The organism is Sphingomonas eleionomae (assembly GCF_049889035.1).
In the GTDB taxonomy this organism is placed as follows: Bacteria; Pseudomonadota; Alphaproteobacteria; order Sphingomonadales; family Sphingomonadaceae; genus Sphingomonas.
Window position 1 is genome coordinate 387,889 of sequence record NZ_JBLTWP010000002.1, and the last position, 16,798, is coordinate 404,686.

Consider the following 16,798-nt stretch of genomic DNA (forward strand, 5'->3'; position numbering starts at 1 on the left):
TTCAGTCCCGGTCCGGCCCCAGGCTGGGGTCCACATCGCGCGGCCGGATGAACCGCGCCAGCCGGGCGGCGCCGCTCGCCACCTCGGCCCATGTCTCGCCCAGCGTCATCACCGCGATCGCCGCGGTCGGATATTTCTGTTCGACCAGCGCGCGCAGCCGCTCGTCCGCCCCCTCCGGCACCAGGTCGAGCACCAGTTCCTCCAGCCCCGGATTATGGCCCGCGATCAGCACCCGGTCCGCCGTTTCCGGCTGTTCGCGCACCAGGTCGAGCAGCGTGCCGGGCGAGGCGAGATAGGCCCGCCGATCCCATTCGGGGTTCAGCGCCGTCCCGTAACCCTCGCCGAAATGGGCCAGCGTCTCCTCGACCCGTCTGGCCGGTGACGCGACGATCCGGTCGAAGGTCAGGCCGATGGCGCGCGCATGCCGGCCCATCGCCTCTGCCGCGCGCATCCCCTTGGCATTGAGCGGCCGGTCGAAATCCCGTGCGACGGGATCGTCCCAGCCGGACTTGGCATGGCGCAGCAGGATCAGCGTCTTCATTCGGGCTCCGGCCGGGCATCCTCGCGGCGATCCACGGTCGCCGCCTCGTCCGCCTCATGCCCCAGCCGTTCCGTAAAGGAAAGCCGCCTCGCCGCAGCCACCGCCTCATCCAGCGTCACCCGGCGCACCGGCGTCCCCTGGGGAAAGGCGCTGAGCAGGCGCGACGGCATCGCCGCAGACAGCAGCACGAACAGCCCCCGGTCGTCCGCCCGCCGGATCATCCGCCCGAACGCCTGGGCCAGCCGCGCGCGAACGATCCGGTCGTCATAGGCGCTGCCCCCGCCGGCCAGCCTGCGCGCGGCGTGCAGCACCCCGGGCCGCGGCCAGGGCACCCCCTCCATCACCACCAGCCGCAGCGAATGGCCGGCCACGTCCACCCCGTCGCGCAACGCATCGGTCCCGATCAGGCTGGCGTGCGGATCGTCGCGGAAAATATCGACCAGCGTGCCGGTATCGATGGGGTCGATATGCTGCGCCAGCAGGGGCAGCCCCTCGCGCGCCAGCCGGTCGGCAATCCGCGCATGAACCGCGCGCAGCCGCCGGATCGCGGTGAACAGGCCCAGCGCGCCGCCCCCCGATGCCAGGATCAGCTTGCCATACGCATTGGCCAGCGCCGCCATATCGCCCTTTGGCACGTCGGTGACGATCATCACCTCGGCCTGGCGCGCATAATCGAACGGGCTTGCCGCCTCGAACCGCTCGGCCGCGCGGGGCAGGTGAACCGCGCCGCTCCGCGCCTCCGCCACCGGCCAGTCGCCGCCCGCGCGCAGCGTGGCGGAGGTGACCAGCACGCCATGCGCCGGTTCCAGCACCGTTTTGGCCAGCGGCACCGTCGGGTCCAGCCAGTGCCGGTGCAGCCCGACATCCACCTCGCGCCCGTCGATCCGGTCGACCGCCAGCCAGTCGACGAACTGCGGATCCGCCGGCCCGCCGATCCGGGCGTTCAGCGCGGCCCAGGCACGGACCAGGTCCACGCGCCAGCCGAGCGAGGCGACCGCCCCCTCGATCCGCGCCCGTGCCGGCCCGTCCAGCCAGTCCGGCCCCTCCTCGATCAGCGCCTCCAGCCGCCGGCCCAGCACCATCAGCGGCCGCATCAGCGCCTCCAGCGCATCGGCCGCCGGGCCTGCCGCCTCGATCAGCGCGGGCGACGGCTCGGCCAGGTCGGTTTCCAGGCCATATCCAGCCTCCACATTCTTTTCGGCGCGGGCATAGACCAGGCCGCGCACCTCGGCGAGCAGCCGCTCGACCGGGCCGAACGGCTCGCCTTCGTTCAATCGCTGCAACCATCCATCGCCGGGCAGCGATTGTGCCGCCTGCACCGCATCGGCAATCGCGCGCGCGCCCTCCGCATCGTAACTGGCGACATCGGACAATCGCGCGGCCAGCCCCCGGCGCCGCCCCCGGCTGGTCCCCTCCGGCCCCATCACCCACCGGCGCAGCTCGATGGCCTCCTGCCCGGTCAGCGCGGCGGAAAACATCGCGTCGGCGGCATCGAACAGGTGATGGCCCTCATCGAACACATATCGGGTCGGACGGCTCGTCGCCTCTCGCCCCCGCGCGGCATTGACCATCACCAGCGCGTGATTGGCGATGACCAGATCGGCATGGGCCGAATCGCGGGCGGCGCGTTCGATGAAGCATTTCCGGTAATGCGGGCACCCGGCATAAATGCACTCGCCCCGCCGGTCGGTCAGCGCGGTCGCCCCGTTGCGCCGGAACAAGGTGGGCAACCATCCGGGCAGGTCGCCGCCCACCATGTCGCCATCGGCGGTATAGGCGGCCCATCGCGCCACCAGCTGCGCCAGGATCGCCGCCCGCCCGGCAAACCCGCCCTGCAATGCGTCCTCAAGGTTCAGCAGGCACAGGTAATTTTCCCGCCCCTTGCGCGTCACGATCCGCTGCCGTCGGATCGCGGGGTCGGGGAACAACCGCTCGCCCTCTGCCGATAATTGCCGCTGCAACGCCTTGGTAAAGGTCGAAATCCACACCGCGCCGCCCGCCCGTTCGGCCCACAGGGCGGACGGGGCCAGATAGCCCAGCGTCTTGCCGATACCCGTTCCCGCCTCGGCCAGCACCATGTTGGGCGCATCGCGCCGGTCGCGCGGGGCAAAGGCGCGGGCGGCTGCGGCGGCATAGGCGCGCTGCCCCTCGCGCTGTTCGGCGCCCGCGCCGGTCAGCTGGCGCAGCCGGGCGACCGCCTCTTCCGGTTCGATGGCGATGGTGCGCGGGGCGGGGCGGGGCGGCCCTTCCTCCCATTCGGGCAGGCGGCTGAACAGCCAACGTTCGGCCGTTTTCGGCTTTCGGACATGGGGGGCCAGCACCGGGGCCCAGGGCCAGCGCGCACGGGCCAGCGATTCCAGCGCGTGCCACGCCCCCTCCCGCTCCGGCCATTCGGCGCCGATCCGCTCGATCATCGCCGCCGCCGCCTGACGCAGCATCGCGGCAATGTCCGCATCCTGTTCGGGGACGGTCAGGCCGACCGCCCGCGCCAGCCCCGCCGGGGTCGGCACGAGAAACCGGGCCGGGTGCAGGAATGCGAACAGCTCCAGCACGTCCAGCCCGGACAGATCGGCATAGCCCAGCCGCGCAGCGACCAGCGGCGCGTTCAGCATCAGCACCGGGGTATCGGCGGCCAGCCGGATCGCCTCGCCCCGCCCCACCGCGCGCGTACCGTCGCCGTCGCTGATCCACGCGCCGGAATGGCTGGCGTGCAGGGCGGGGTGGGGCAGGGCGATGGTCACCCCCCGCTTGTGCGGCGACGGGAACAGATTGGCAACAAAAAAGCCCCGGGATCAGGCGGGTTTGCAACGCATGGCCGGGGTGACGCCCCTGATATGCGCGGCAGCGTTGCTGCCCCGTCACCCCGGCCTTGAGCCGGCGTCCGGCGCGTCGTCCGCCCGCCCCCGCTCATCCCGCCCGCTCATCCCCACCCGCTCATCCTGAGCCTGTCGAAGGATGCTGCCCCGCCCGTGCGACGGGAACCCGTCCTTCGACAGGCTCAGGACGAGTGAGGTTGAGAAAGCGATCCCTCGCCCGCCTTATCCCCCCCGCTTCCCCCGGCAGGTCATGCCGCCAGGAGCGAACCACTCACCACAGCACATTCTTCACCGGCGTGACCGGGGGCGGGGCCTCGTCACCGATGGATTGCTTCAGGTCAATTTCGATCGTTCCGCACATCGCGGTCATCGGCACGTCATGTTCGGTATTGCTGAACGGGTCGGTCAGGTCGTCGCCGATGCGCAGCGCGGCCAGGAACATCAGGCCCGCCAGCGTCGATCCGACCGGCGTTGCCCAGCCCAGCGTCTCGACCAGGCCGATAGGCAACAGGACACAGAACAGGCGCGTGAAAAACGCCGGGAAAAACCGGTACTGCATCGGCAGCGGTGTGTTCTTGATCCGCTCCATCCCGCCTTGCGCGTTGGAAATATCGACCATGACCCGCTCGATCTGCGTCTGCTGGATGGTGTCGATCCATCCGTTGCGGCGTGCCTCCTCGATCCGGCGGCCATTGCCGGTCAACAGCGCGTTGGCGGGGTTGGCAAAGGACCGCGCCTCGGCCGCTTCCTCCGGCCCCAGGATGCGGTCGATATCGGGATTGTCGGGCAACCGGCGCAATTGCCCGCGCAGCGCGTGGACATAGGCGATGTGGCGCAGGATGATCGACCGCTTCATCTCGCGCGCCGCCTCCGGCTCGTCGGGCAGGAACGCGATGACACTGCGCGACAGGCTGCGCGATGCGTTGATCATTGCCCCCCACAGGATGCGCCCCTCCCACCATCGCTGATAGGCGGAATTGTCGCGAAACCCGATGAACAGGCCCAGCACGGTGCCGAAAATGGTCAGCGGCAGTTCGGGCGCGCGGAACGGCAGCACGAAATAGCTGACGGTGACGATGATGTCCCACACCGCCAGCACGGTCAGCGGTTTCCACACATCGCGCACGATACGGCTGAAGCGCGGGGTGCTGGAAATGATCATGGTCGCTGGGTCCGTCGGTCATTGGCGCCGCGCAACAATCCGTGATCTTGACATAGGTTCCTTTGCGCCTGTCCTACACGGCACAGGATCGCCATGCTCGCCGCCATGCCACGCCCATGTCTCTTTCCCTCCTGCGGCACACCCATGACGCCCACCGCGCGTGTCGCCCGGCTGTCGCTTCCCTGTCGCGTCGCGGCCGCTTCCGCCGGGAAAACCCACTTTTTGTGTCAAAACTGTCAACCAAACGGCCATGGGCGGGGGCGGCCGGGCGATGCGGTTTGCGATTCGCGCCGCAACGCGGCAAAGGCTCAGCCATGATGACCAGCATCGATCAGGCACTGCGCGACGCCGCGCTCGTTTCAAAGGCATGGCCCTATGAAGAGGCGCGCAAGCTTCTGAAACGCTATCCGGCGGAAAAGGGCGCGCCGGTGCTGTTCGAAACCGGCTATGGTCCGTCGGGGCTGCCGCATATCGGCACGTTCAACGAAGTGCTGCGCACCACCATGGTCCGCCGCGCCTTTGAAACCCTGTCGGATCAGCCGACGCGCCTGATCGCGTTCAGCGACGACATGGACGGCCTGCGCAAGGTGCCGGACAATGTGCCCAATCAGGAGATGCTGAGGAGCTATATCGGCCATCCGCTGACGAAAGTGCCGGACCCGTTCGAAAAGTACGAAAGCTTCGCCCATCACAACAATGCGATGCTGCGCGAATTTCTCGACCGATTCGGCTTTGATTACGAGTTCGCCTCTTCGACCGATTACTACACCTCCGGCCGGTTCGACGATGCGCTGCGCCAGGTGCTGCGCCAGTATGACGCGATCATGGGCGTGATGCTGCCGACGCTGCGCGCCGAACGTCAGGCGACCTATTCCCCCGTCCTGCCGATCAGCCCCAAATCGGGCGTGGTGCTGCAGGTGCCGGTTGAGGTCGTGGATGCAGAGGCGGGGATCGTCCGCTTTACCGACGACGGGGACGTCATCGAACAATCCATCCTGTCCGGCGGTGCGAAACTGCAATGGAAGGTCGATTGGGCGATGCGCTGGGTCGCGCTGGGCGTGGACTATGAAATGGCGGGCAAAGATCTGATCGATTCGGTCACCCAGTCGTCCAAGATCGTCCGCGTCCTTGGCGCCCGCCCGCCCGAAGGCTTCAATTACGAGATGTTCCTGGATGAAAAGGGGGAGAAAATCTCCAAGTCCAAGGGCAATGGGTTAAGCCTCGAACAATGGCTGACCTATGGTTCGGACGAAAGCCTGGCCTTCTACATCTACCGCGAGCCGAAAAAGGCCAAGGCGCTGCACATGGGCGTCATCCCCCGCGCGGTGGACGATTACTGGCAGTTTGCGGGCAATTATGACGGCCAGCCGGTCGAACAACGGCTCGGCAATCCGGTGCATCACATCCATAACGGCCCGCCGCCGGTCGCGGCGCTGCCCGTCACCTTCGGCCTGATCCTCAATCTGGTCGGCGTGATGGGCGCTGGCGCGACGCGGGAACAGGTCTGGGGCTATCTTGGCAATTACGTCGCCGATGCCACGCCGGAAAGCCACCCGGCGCTGGATGAACTGATCGGCAAGGCGCTGGCCTATAACCGCGACTTCGTTGCCCCCACCCTGGTCCACCGCGCGCCAGAGGGGGTGGAGGTGGACGCCCTCCGCCGGCTCGATGCGGTGCTCGCCGCGCTGCCCGCCGATGCCAGTGCAGAGGATATCCAGAACGAGGTCTATGAAATCGGCAAGACCGGCGGCTTCGAAAACCTGCGCGACTGGTTCAAGGCGCTGTATGAAACCCTGCTCGGCTCCAGCCAGGGGCCCCGCATGGGCAGCTTCATCGCGCTCTACGGTATCGACAACAGCCGCACCCTGATCGCGGAGGCGCTGGCAAAGGCCTAACGGCTATTCGCTGTCGGGTGCCAGCCAGCCCAGGGTGACGGCATCGCCGGTTGCGGCGCGCCCCGTCACCCGGGCCTGGACCCCGGCCGATGTCAGTCGGGCGACCACCGCCTCTGCCCGCTGGGCCGGGCCGGAAACGCCGATGGGCGCGGCGACCCGCTGGCCCGCCCATACTGCCAGTGCCAGCGCCGCGGCATCCGGCTCGTCCTCGCGATAGGGGATGTCGGGCAGGGCAAGCGCCGGCGGCACCAGCTCGACCCGCCACCCCTCGGCGGTGCCGGCGATCCGCTGTTCCAGCCCGCGATAGGTCGCCAGGCTGGCGCCCGGCAGCACCACCGCCCGCACCATCGCCCGCCGCGCCTCCCGGTCGATCAGCACCGCGCCCCGCTCGACCCCCGCGACCAGCGCCAGCCGGTCGGTCATCGCTGAAATCGTCTCTTCGCGGTTGCGCGCCGTAGCACTCGCCGCCGCCAGCTGCGCTGCCTCCGCATCGCCGCCCGCAACCTGAACCTGCTCCAGCACCACGGCCACCGGACGATTCAACAGCCGCGTCAGCGTCGCCGCCGCTGTCGGCTCCGCCCGCCCCCGCAACTCCGGGGTCAGCATCGTGGCCGTGACCCGTACCGTCTCACCGGCATAATTGACCTCGATCTGGCTGATCCGCGCATCGTTCGGAAACTGGCTCGCCACCACCTCCCGAACCTGCCGCGATGCGGATGCCTCCCATGCAATCTGCCGCAAGGTCAGCCCCAGCGGGACCGCCAGCGCAGCGAACACCGTCAACAGCAGGACGGTCTGCACCAGCGTGTGCTGCGGCGACAGATGCGCCCCGAACCCGTACAGCCGCGCCACAATCGCTGCCGCCAGCGCGATCGTCATCAAGTTGGTGAAAAACAGCAGCAGCGCACCGCCGAACACCGTCCAGTTGGCTGTGGCCAGGCCGAACCCCACGACGGCCAGCGGCGGCATCAATGCCGTCGCAATGGCAACGCCAACAATGGTCCCGGCCCGGCCCCGGACCATTGCATAGGCACCCGCCAGCGCCGAAAACAGCGCGATAAGCAGGTCGTACAGCGTCGGCCGGGTGCGTGCTGCAATCTCCTCCGTCACATTCTGCAAGGGCGACAACAGGACGATTGCCGCGGTGAATGCCACCGCCAGCACCACGCCGAGCGCCAGTGCGGTGGCAGAATCCCGGATTTCCTTGGTATCGAAGGTCGCCAGACCAAAACCCAGCCCGATGATCGGTCCCATCAGCGGCGAGATCAGCATCGCACCGATCACCACCGCCGGCGAAGACAGCAAAAGTCCCAGCACCGCAATGCCGGCGGACATCAGGATCATGAACGCATAGCGGCCTGACCAGCCGGCCTCGTCCCGCACACGTTCCACGACATCGACATGATCGACATTCACGACGGCGTGCTGTCGCCACCATTGGATCAATGGGTTGGCTCGATGGCCCTCATAGGAACTCGCCATGGCTGCCGGATAGGGGGTTTGCGGGCCGATGACCAGCAGTTAGGAGGTGGGTCGGGGCGGCAACAGGAGATCTCAATGGCTACCGGCTCCCGGGCTCCATCAGCCCTGCGGCAGTTCCTCAAGAGCGAGGCGACAGGCGGCATTGTCCTGATCGTTGCTGCCGTGCTGGCCATGCTTGCCGCCAACCTGCCCGCAACGGCAGAGGGGTATCAGCATTTCCTGCACCTCGATACCGGCCCTGTCCTGTCGCCCAAATACGGGTCGATGACCGTTCATCTGTGGATCAACGATGCGCTGATGGCGATCTTCTTCCTGCTGGTCGGGCTGGAGATCAAGCGGGAGTTTACCGATGGCCGGCTTGCCCGCTGGTCGGACCGGCGGCTCCCCTTCATCGCCGCCGCGGCGGGGATGGCGGCACCCGCGGCGGTCTATCTGTTCGTCACCGGCTTTGATCCGGCGCTGACCAATGGCTGGGCGATCCCTGCCGCCACCGATATCGCCTTTGCCATCGGCGTGCTGGCGATCCTCGGCCGCCATGCGCCTGCCTCGCTCAAGCTGTTCCTGACGACCGTTGCCATCGTCGACGATATGGGTGCGGTGGCGATCATCGCCTTTGTCTATACCGCCGGGCTGTCCTCGCTGGCGCTGGCGGCGGCGGGGCTGGTGCTTGGTGGGATGTATTTCCTCAACAAGTCGAATGTTCAGCGGCTCTGGCCCTATCTGCTGCTGGGCGCACTGCTCTGGTATCTGGTCTTTCTGTCCGGCGTTCATGCGACCATTGCCGGCGTGCTCACCGCCTTGATGATCCCGGTAAAGCCGACGCCGGGCGCCCCCGATGCGCATGATTCGCCGCTGCACCGGCTGGAACACGCGCTGCACAAACCGGTCGCGTTCCTGATCGTGCCGCTGTTCGGCTTTGCCAATGCCGGGGTGCCGCTGATGGGACTGGGGCCGGAAATCCTGTTTGAGCCGCTGCCGCTCGCCATCGCGCTCGGCCTGTTCCTGGGCAAGCAGTTCGGGATTTTCGGCAGCATCTGGATCAGCTGCCGGACCGGCTTTGCCGAAGTGCCGGGCGGCGCGAGCTGGCAACAGATCTATGGCGTCGCGATGCTGGCCGGGATCGGCTTTACCATGAGCCTGTTCATCGGCGGCCTTGCATTTCCGGGCAACGAGCTGTTCGTCAACGAGGTGAAGATCGGCGTGCTGGCCGGGTCGATCCTGTCCGCGATTGGCGGCTATCTGTTGATCCGCTCGGCAGGCGGCAAGGCCGCTGTCCGGCCCGCCCGGCCGGACAATGCGGTGGACGAACCGGCGCCTTTGATGCCTGCCGGCGCGGATTAATCGAACAGGCTGGAAACGCTCGCTTCTTCCGCGATCCGCCGGATGGCCTCGGCCAGCAGCGGAGCGATGGTCAGGTGGCGGATATGCTTGGCATCGGCGATGATGCTGTGATTGCCGATCGAATCGGTGATCACCAGCTCTTCCAGCGACGATGCCTCGACCCGCGCGACCGCCCCGCCCGACAGGACGCCGTGCGTGCAATAGGCAACGACCCCTTCGGCCCCCGCCGCCTTCAGCGCGGCGGCGGCATTGCACAGCGTGCCTGCCGAATCGACGATATCGTCGATCAGGATGCAGAACCGGCCTTCCACCTCGCCGATGATGTTCATCACTTCCGATTCGCCTGCCCGCTCGCGGCGCTTGTCGACAATCGCCAGCGGGGCATTGTCCAGCCGCTTGGCTAGCGACCGGGCGCGCACAACGCCGCCGACGTCGGGCGATACGACCATCAGGTTCTTGTCCCCGAACCGGGTATGGATGTCGGCCGACATCACCGGCGCGGCGACCAGATTGTCGGTCGGAATGTCGAAAAATCCCTGAATCTGACCGGCGTGCAAGTCCACTGACAGCACCCGGTCGGCGCCGGCGGTGGTGATGAGGTTGGCGACCAGCTTCGCGGAAATCGGCGTGCGTGGGCCGGGTTTGCGGTCCTGGCGGGCATAGCCGAAATAGGGGAGGACGGCGGTGATGCGCTTGGCCGATGCGCGCTTCAGCGCATCGATCATGATCAGCATCTCCATCAGGTTGTCATTGGCCGGATAGGCGGTGGATTGCAGGACGAACACGTCCTCGCCCCGCACATTTTCCAGGATTTCGACAAAGATCTCTTCATCGGCGAACCGGCGCACATTCGCCTGGGTCAGCGGAATTTCGAGATAATGCGCGATGGCCCGCGCGAGCGGAAGATTGGAATTGCCCGCCAACAGCTTCATGTCGCGCCCCACGCAGTTGATGAAGGAATTTTGACAGCGGCCCTTTAGGCGGCGGGTGGCCCCCCCGGCAAGTGGCGATTGCGACACGGGCCGCTGCGGCCTAGACGCGGGCGCATCATGACCATCGTGACCCGTTTCGCCCCCAGCCCCACCGGCCGCCTGCACGTCGGCAATCTGCGCACGGCCATCCACAACTGGCTGGCGGCGCGCGCGGGCGGCGGGCGCTTCCTGCTGCGCATCGACGATACTGATGCCGAACGCTCCCGCGCCGAATATGTCGATGCGATCCGCGCCGACCTTGCCTGGCTGGGCCTGATCCCGGATGCAGAGGTGCGCCAGTCCGAACGCTTTGCCCTGTACGAGCGGGAGTTCGATCGGCTGAAGGCGGCGGGCCGGGTCTATCCCTGTTACGAAACGCCGGAAGAGCTGGACCTTCGCCGCAAGATCCTGCTGGGGCGCGGCCTGCCCCCCGTCTATGACCGCGCGGCGCTTCGCCTGACCGACGATCAGCGTGCGGCGTTCGAGCGCGAGGGGCGGCGGCCGCACTGGCGCTTTCGTCTGGCCGACGGCGCGATCGAATGGGACGATGCCGTGCGCGGGCCGCAGCAGTTCGATGCCGCGTCGATGAGCGATCCCGTGGTGCGCCGCGCGGATGGCAGCTGGCTGTACCTCCTCCCCTCCGTGATCGACGATATCGACCTTGGCATCACGCTGGTCGCGCGGGGCGAGGATCATGTCACCAATACCGCGGCTCAGGTACAGATGTTCGAGGCGCTGGGCGCTGCCCCGCCGCGCTTCGCCCATGCCGCGCTGCTGACCGGGGCGGAGGGCAAGCTGTCCAAGCGGCTCGGCTCGCTCGGCTGCGATCATTTCCGCGACGCGGGCATCGAACCTGCGGCGATCCTGTCGCTGCTGGCCCGCATCGGCACCAGCGATCCGGTGGAGCCCTTTGCCGATCCCGCGCCCCTCCTCGCCAGCTTTGATTTTGCGCGTTTCGGCCGTGCCCCGGCCCGGTTCGACGAACAGGAACTGGCGCAGCTCAATGCCCGTATCGTGCATCAGCTACCCTTTGATGCCGTTGTCCATCGCCTGCCCGCTGGCATGGATGCCGCCGCATGGGATGCGGTGCGGCCCAACCTGTCAGTAGTGGCAGAGGCGGCGGACTGGTGGCCAGTGATTGCGGGCGACATCGCCATCCCGGTCCAGCCGGACGAGGCAGGATTCCTGGCCGAGGCGGCTGTGGTCGCCGAAGCACTGGACTGGAACCAGGATCCCTGGGGTCAGCTGACCGCCGCGCTCAAGGGGTCGACGGGTCGAAAGGGCCGCGCCCTGTTCCTGCCGCTGCGCCTTGCGCTAACCGGCCGGGATCATGGCCCGGACATGGGCGCGCTGCTGCCGCTGATCGGCCGGGATCGCGCACTGGCCCGCCTGACGGCTCATTGATTGCGCCTGTGTCCAGTCATAGCGAAAGCCTTTGACAGCGATCTGTGATGTTGTACCATCACTCGTCTCCACTGGAGAGGAGACGAAGCCATGTATGCAGACCGTAACAAGGGATTGAACCCGGCGGCGCTGGGTTCCGCGTTGCTGGTGAATGGCGGGATCATCGCCGCGCTCGCCACATTGGGCGCAGTCACGGTAATACCGCGCGGCGACGACACCATCGAAACCTATCGCGTCCCCATCGAAACCCCGCCTCCGCCCCTGCCCGTCGAAAAGCAGGCACCGGTGAAGCCGACGGTGGAAACGCCCCCGCGTTCATCGACCATCGACATTGTCCGCCCCGTGATCGAAGCGCCGCCGACTGGCCCGGTTATCACCGGCCCCACCGAACCCACGGTTGTGCCCACCGGCCCGACCATCGGCACGTCCGGCGGCACGTCGGGCGGCACAGGTACAGGGTCAGGCACGGGCACCGTCGTCGATCCGCCCGCCCCCGTGCTGATCGGGGCAACCGTCGATCCCCGTCATGCCGGGACGTTTCAGCCCGATTATCCAGGCCGCGAACTTGGCCTTGGCGAAGAAGGGATTGTCACTGTCCGCGTCCTGATCGGCGTCGATGGGCGGGTGAAGGCGGTGGAGCGCGTCTCTGCCGATACCGACGGCTTCTTTCAGGCAACGCGCCGCCACGCGCTTGCCCGCTGGCGGTTCCGCCCCGCCACCCGCGACGGCGTGCCGCAGGAACTGTGGAAACAGATGACAGTCCGCTTCCGGATCAACTGATCCGGGCCGTTTTGGGGGCGGGGGCTGGTCGTGGCCGGCCTCTGCCCCTATGTTTTGTCCATGCTTTCGCCCAACCATTTCCGGATGATGCGACAGGTGCGGCCGCGCAGCGCCCTTCGCGACGCCTATGACATGCTGATCCGTCCCGCTCCGCACAAATGGGGCTTTCTGGGCCTGGCCGCCACGCTGACCGGTCTGGTCGTGTTCGGGTTCGTTCAGGACAGCAAATGGGAAAAGCCGTACAAGCGCGAGATCGTCTATGTGAAGGACTGGCGGCTTGACCGGTCCGATGCCGAAATTACCGCCCAGCAAAAGGTGGACGAGGCGGAAAAGCTGGAACGGCTGAAAAAGATCAACGCCGAAAAGGAAAAGCGCCGCCGCGAGTGGCAAAAGATCGACGACGGCCTCAGCCGGTTCGGGCTCTGAACCGGGTGCCGGGGGGTGCGGTTGATGAGCGGACGATGGCGGCGGCCATTGCGCTGGCCGACCGGACCCGCGGGCTCAGCGATCCCAATCCCAATGTCGGCTGCATCGTCCTTGCCCCAGATGGCCGGGTGGTCGGGCGCGGCTGGACGCAGCCGGGCGGGCGGCCCCATGCAGAGGCGATGGCGCTGGCGCAGGCGGGCGATGCCGCGCGCGGCGGCACGCTCTACACCACGCTTGAGCCGTGCTGCCATCTCTCCCCCCGCGGCCCGGCCTGTGCGGACCTGATCCTGGCCGCCGGCATCGCCCGCGTTGTCGCGGCGATGGGTGATCCGGATCCGCGCGTCAGCGGCGGCGGCCATGCCCGGCTGCGCGATGCGGGGATTGCCGTTGATATCGGCACCGGCGCGGTGGCGGCGGCGCAGACGATGGCGGGGTTTCTGACGCGTCAGGTGCTGGGCCGTCCGCTGGTCACGCTGAAACTTGCCCTGTCGCTGGATGGTGCAGCCGCAATGGCGGATGGCAGCAGCCGCTGGATCACCGGGCCACAGGCGCGGGCGCACACCCATCTGGAACGCGCACGGCATGGCGCGATCCTGGTCGGGCGCGGCACATGGCTGACCGATCGCCCGGCACTCGACGTCCGGCTGCCCGGACTGCACGACCGTTCGCCCGCTCGTTACGTGCTGACCGGCGCGGCGCTGGAGGGCGTGGAAACGCTGGCATCGCCCGGGGCGATCGCCGGCCTGCCGGTCAATCATCTGCTGGTCGAAGGCGGGATGCAGACGGCGGCGGCATTCCTGTCGGCCGATCTGGTCGATCGCCTGCTCCTTTATCGGGCGCCCATCCTGATCGGCGGGGGCCGGACCCTGCCCGATCTGGGTCTGGGTAACCTGTCCGCCGCGCACGGCCGCTGGCACCTGCTCGATCAGCGGATGCTTGGCAGCGACATCATGCAGCTCTACCAGCGGGCGCGATAACGGAGAGAGTGCAGCCATGTTCACGGGCATCGTCACGGATATCGGCACGATCGAATCGGTTGAGGCGACGGGCGACCTGCACGTCACCGTGGCAACCGGTTACGACGTGGCCGGCATCGATCTGGGCGCATCCATCGCCTGTTCGGGGGTCTGCCTGACCGTGGTGGACAAGGCGCCGGGCCGGGTGCGGTTCGACGTGTCCGGCGAAACGGTCAGCAAGACGGCATCCGGCATGTGGACTGCCGGCCGCCGCCTCAATCTTGAGCGCGCCCTGCGCCTGGGCGACGAACTGGGCGGGCATATCGTGACTGGCCATGTCGATGGCGTGGCCAGCGTCATCGACGTGACCCCCGATGGCGAATCGCACCGCGTCCGCTTTCGCCTGCCCGAACCGCTTGCCCCCTTTGTCGCGCCAAAGGGGTCGATCACCATCGACGGCGTGTCGCTGACCGTGAACGAGGTTGCGGACACGGCCGATGGCTCGGACGTGTCGGTCAACATCATTCCCCATACCTGGTCGGTCACCACGCTGGGGACGCTGCAACCCGGGGATGCGGTGAATATCGAGATTGACGTGCTGGCCCGCTATCTGGCGCGGATGAAGGATCGCCTTCACCCGGCAATGTGAATCTATTCTGGAAAATCACATTATGATGTGATAGTGGCGCGGCTTCCGTTCTGGAGCGACGTCCGATGTCCACTGATCTGATTGCCCGTGTCCGCAAGCTGGTGGTGGAGGGGGGAATGTCCCGTTCCGGCCTTGCTCGCGCAGCCGGGCTTCATGCCAACACCCTGCGCGATCTGGAACAGCCCGACTGGAATCCCACCGCGGACACGCTGCGCAAGCTCGAATCCTTTGTCTTCGCCAATGACGACACGCCCGTCCTGGTCCCGATCGAGGAGATCATCGACGAGGCACGCAATGGCCGGATGTTCATCCTGGTCGATGACGAGGACCGCGAGAACGAAGGCGATCTGGTCATCCCGGCCCAGATGGCGACGCCCGCCGCGATCAATTTCATGGCGACGCACGGCCGGGGGCTGATCTGCCTGTCGCTGACCAAGGACCGGGTGGATCAGCTTGGCCTCGATCTGATGAGCCGCGCCAACGGCACCCGCCACGAAACGGCCTTCACCGTTTCGATCGAGGCAAAGACCGGCGTCACCACGGGCATTTCGGCGGCGGACCGGGCGCGCACCATCTCTGTCGCCATCGATGCGTCGAAGGGCGCGGACGAAATCGTGACGCCGGGCCATGTCTTTCCGCTGGTCGCGCGGCCGGGCGGCGTGCTGGTCCGCGCCGGCCATACCGAGGCGGCGGTCGATGTCTCCCGACTGGCCGGGCTCAACCCCTCCGGGGTGATCTGCGAGATCATGAAGGATGACGGGACCATGGCCCGCATGGACGATCTTGTCGCCTTTGCCCGGCTGCACAAGCTCAAGATCGGCACCATCCGCGATCTGATCGCCTATCGCCGCCGCCACGACCATCTGGTCGAACGGCGCGCGGAAACCAGCTTCACCAGCCGCTGGGGCGGCGAATGGCGCGTCATCACCTTCTGGAACAAGGCGGCGGGCACCGAACAGGTCGCGCTGCTGAAGGGCAAGGTGGATCCGGCCACCCCCACCCTGGTGCGGATGCACGCCCTGTCCCCCTTTGGCGACCTGTTCGGCGAGGCGGGGGATCGGGGCGGCCTTCTGGAACGGTCGATGCAGATCATCGGAGAGGCCGGGGCCGGCGTGGTCGTGGTCATCAACAAGCCGCGCAGCGATGCCTTTACCATGGCGGTGGAGCGCCGCGCCGGCACCCGGACCGAGGTGGATATGGAAGAGTTGCGCGATTACGGCGTCGGCGCGATGATCCTGACCGAACTGGGGGTCGAGGAAATGGTGTTGCTCAGCAATACGCATCACACGCTGGTCGGCCTTGACGGCTATGGCCTGTCCATCGTCGGCGAACGGCCGATCGACGTCGAACCCTGACGCCGCTGTCCGGTCGACCCGGACCGGCCGGAACCAACCTTATTGTTGCAGGAGCATCCCATGGCCAAGTTTCTGATCGTCGAGGCGCGATTTTACGATCATCTCAACGATCTGCTGCTCGCCGGCGCCCGTGCCGCGATCCAGGCGGCGGGCCATGACCATGAAACGGTCACCGTCCCCGGCGCGCTCGAAATCCCCGGTGCCATCGCGCTGGCCGACCAGTCGGGCGATTATGACGGCTATGTCGCGATCGGCGTCGTCATCCGGGGCGAAACCTATCACTTCGAAATCGTGGCGGGCGAAAGCGCGCGCGGCATCATGGCGCTGACCATGGACGGGGTCGCCATCGGCAACGGCATCCTGACCGTGGAGAACGAGGCGCAGGCGCTGGTCCGCGCCGATCCCGCGCAAAAGGACAAGGGCGGCGAAGCGGCCAAGGCGGCGCTGGCCATGCTCGCCCTGCGCGATCGCTTCGGCCGGTGACCGCGCCCGTCCTTGCCACGCAGCGACTGATCCTCCGCCTGCCGGAGGCGTCGGACCTGGATGGCTGGGCGGAAATGAATGCCGATGGCGACGCCATCCGCTTTCTGGGCGGCGTCAAATCGCGCGCGGTGACGTGGCGGGAACTGTGCACCATGCGCGGTGCTTGGGACATTCGCGGCTTTGCGATGTTTTCGGTCATCGAACGCGACACCGGGCGCTGGGTCGGCCGGATCGGCCCCTGGCAGCCCGAAGGCTGGCCGGGCACAGAGGTGGGCTGGGGCGTCCATCCCGGTTTCGCAGGTCGCGGCTATGCCCATGAGGCCGCGATGGCGTGCATGGACTATGCCGTCGATGTGCTGGGCTGGACACGGGTGATCCACACCATCGCCCCCGACAATCTGCGCTCCATCGCGCTGGCCCGGCGCCTGGGGTCGACGAATGGCGGCCCGGTTTCGCTGCCCCCGCCGCATGAGGCGGTACAGGTCGATGCCTGGGGCCAGACCGCCGATCAATGGCGAAGCCGCCGCTCCGCCTGAC

Annotated in this window: 15 protein-coding genes; 10 read left to right on the forward strand and 5 right to left on the reverse strand. The window is 67.3% G+C overall.

Going from position 1 to position 16,798, the window contains the following annotated elements; translation table 11 throughout:
* Position 1: 1 nt before the first annotated feature.
* The 3 genes from ACNI3Q_RS06055 to ACNI3Q_RS06065 all read right to left on the reverse strand — a co-directional run bounded on the left by ACNI3Q_RS06055 (position 2) and on the right by ACNI3Q_RS06065 (position 4,519).
* Positions 2-541, reverse strand: a complete 540-nt coding sequence (locus tag ACNI3Q_RS06055; RefSeq protein WP_426274877.1) for a SixA phosphatase family protein — start codon at positions 539-541, stop codon at positions 2-4.
* Positions 538-3,282 carry an ATP-dependent DNA helicase gene (locus tag ACNI3Q_RS06060; protein ID WP_426274879.1) on the reverse strand — a complete coding sequence of 915 codons (2,745 nt, stop codon included), beginning with the start codon at positions 3,280-3,282 and terminating at the stop codon, positions 538-540. Before ACNI3Q_RS06060 ends, ACNI3Q_RS06055 begins: the two co-directional genes overlap by 4 nt.
* Before the next feature lie 346 nt (positions 3,283-3,628).
* Positions 3,629-4,519: a bestrophin family protein gene (locus ACNI3Q_RS06065; RefSeq protein WP_426274881.1), complete on the reverse strand. Its 891-nt coding sequence runs from the start codon at positions 4,517-4,519 to the stop codon at positions 3,629-3,631.
* A 317-nt stretch (positions 4,520-4,836) separates the two neighbouring features.
* Here ACNI3Q_RS06065 and ACNI3Q_RS06070 point away from each other — a divergent pair, with 317 nt between their 5' ends.
* Positions 4,837-6,414: a lysine--tRNA ligase gene (locus ACNI3Q_RS06070; RefSeq protein WP_426275631.1), complete on the forward strand. Its 1,578-nt coding sequence runs from the start codon at positions 4,837-4,839 to the stop codon at positions 6,412-6,414.
* 3 nt (positions 6,415-6,417) lie between these two features.
* On the opposite strand, the gene ACNI3Q_RS06075 is transcribed toward ACNI3Q_RS06070, so the two are convergent.
* A complete protein-coding gene (locus tag ACNI3Q_RS06075) occupies positions 6,418-7,896 on the reverse strand; it encodes a DUF389 domain-containing protein (protein WP_426274883.1) in 1,479 nt (492 codons plus the stop codon).
* Positions 7,897-7,971: 75 nt separating this feature from the next.
* Between ACNI3Q_RS06075 and nhaA the strand changes: the two genes are divergently transcribed.
* Positions 7,972-9,237, forward strand: coding sequence for a Na+/H+ antiporter NhaA (gene nhaA, locus ACNI3Q_RS06080; protein WP_426274885.1), 1,266 nt, complete (start codon positions 7,972-7,974; stop codon positions 9,235-9,237).
* Here the strand turns inward: nhaA and ACNI3Q_RS06085 are convergent.
* Positions 9,234-10,169 (reverse strand): ribose-phosphate pyrophosphokinase, encoded by a 936-nt coding sequence (locus ACNI3Q_RS06085; protein ID WP_260020851.1) that lies wholly within the window; start codon positions 10,167-10,169, stop codon positions 9,234-9,236. The two genes, nhaA and ACNI3Q_RS06085, sit on opposite strands and share 4 nt — an antisense overlap.
* Before the next feature lie 117 nt (positions 10,170-10,286).
* Here ACNI3Q_RS06085 and gltX point away from each other — a divergent pair, with 117 nt between their 5' ends.
* The 8 genes from gltX to ACNI3Q_RS06125 all read left to right on the forward strand — a co-directional run bounded on the left by gltX (position 10,287) and on the right by ACNI3Q_RS06125 (position 16,797).
* Complete coding sequence (gene gltX / locus ACNI3Q_RS06090) at positions 10,287-11,612, forward strand: glutamate--tRNA ligase (RefSeq protein ID WP_426274888.1); 1,326 nt, start codon at positions 10,287-10,289, stop codon at positions 11,610-11,612.
* Positions 11,613-11,702: 90 nt separating this feature from the next.
* The gene (locus tag ACNI3Q_RS06095) at positions 11,703-12,392 is read left to right on the forward strand and encodes an energy transducer TonB (protein ID WP_426274890.1); all 690 of its coding nucleotides are present in this window, start codon (positions 11,703-11,705) and stop codon (positions 12,390-12,392) included.
* A 60-nt stretch (positions 12,393-12,452) separates the two neighbouring features.
* Positions 12,453-12,818, forward strand: a complete 366-nt coding sequence (locus ACNI3Q_RS06100; RefSeq protein WP_426274892.1) for a hypothetical protein — start codon at positions 12,453-12,455, stop codon at positions 12,816-12,818.
* A gap of 35 nt (positions 12,819-12,853) precedes the next feature.
* On the forward strand, positions 12,854-13,795 hold the full coding sequence (gene ribD / locus ACNI3Q_RS06105) for a bifunctional diaminohydroxyphosphoribosylaminopyrimidine deaminase/5-amino-6-(5-phosphoribosylamino)uracil reductase RibD (RefSeq protein ID WP_426274894.1): 942 nt from the start codon (positions 12,854-12,856) through the stop codon (positions 13,793-13,795).
* 16 nt (positions 13,796-13,811) lie between these two features.
* Positions 13,812-14,423 (forward strand): riboflavin synthase, encoded by a 612-nt coding sequence (locus ACNI3Q_RS06110; RefSeq protein WP_426274896.1) that lies wholly within the window; start codon positions 13,812-13,814, stop codon positions 14,421-14,423.
* A gap of 65 nt (positions 14,424-14,488) precedes the next feature.
* The gene (gene ribB / locus ACNI3Q_RS06115) at positions 14,489-15,778 is read left to right on the forward strand and encodes a 3,4-dihydroxy-2-butanone-4-phosphate synthase (protein WP_426274898.1); all 1,290 of its coding nucleotides are present in this window, start codon (positions 14,489-14,491) and stop codon (positions 15,776-15,778) included.
* 60 nt (positions 15,779-15,838) lie between these two features.
* Entirely contained in the window at positions 15,839-16,261 is a 423-nt protein-coding gene (ribH, locus tag ACNI3Q_RS06120; RefSeq protein WP_426274900.1) for a 6,7-dimethyl-8-ribityllumazine synthase, read from the forward strand.
* On the forward strand, positions 16,258-16,797 hold the full coding sequence (locus ACNI3Q_RS06125; protein ID WP_426274902.1) for a GNAT family N-acetyltransferase: 540 nt from the start codon (positions 16,258-16,260) through the stop codon (positions 16,795-16,797). The genes ribH and ACNI3Q_RS06125 overlap by 4 nt, the downstream gene beginning before the upstream one ends.
* Position 16,798: the final 1 nt, after the last annotated feature.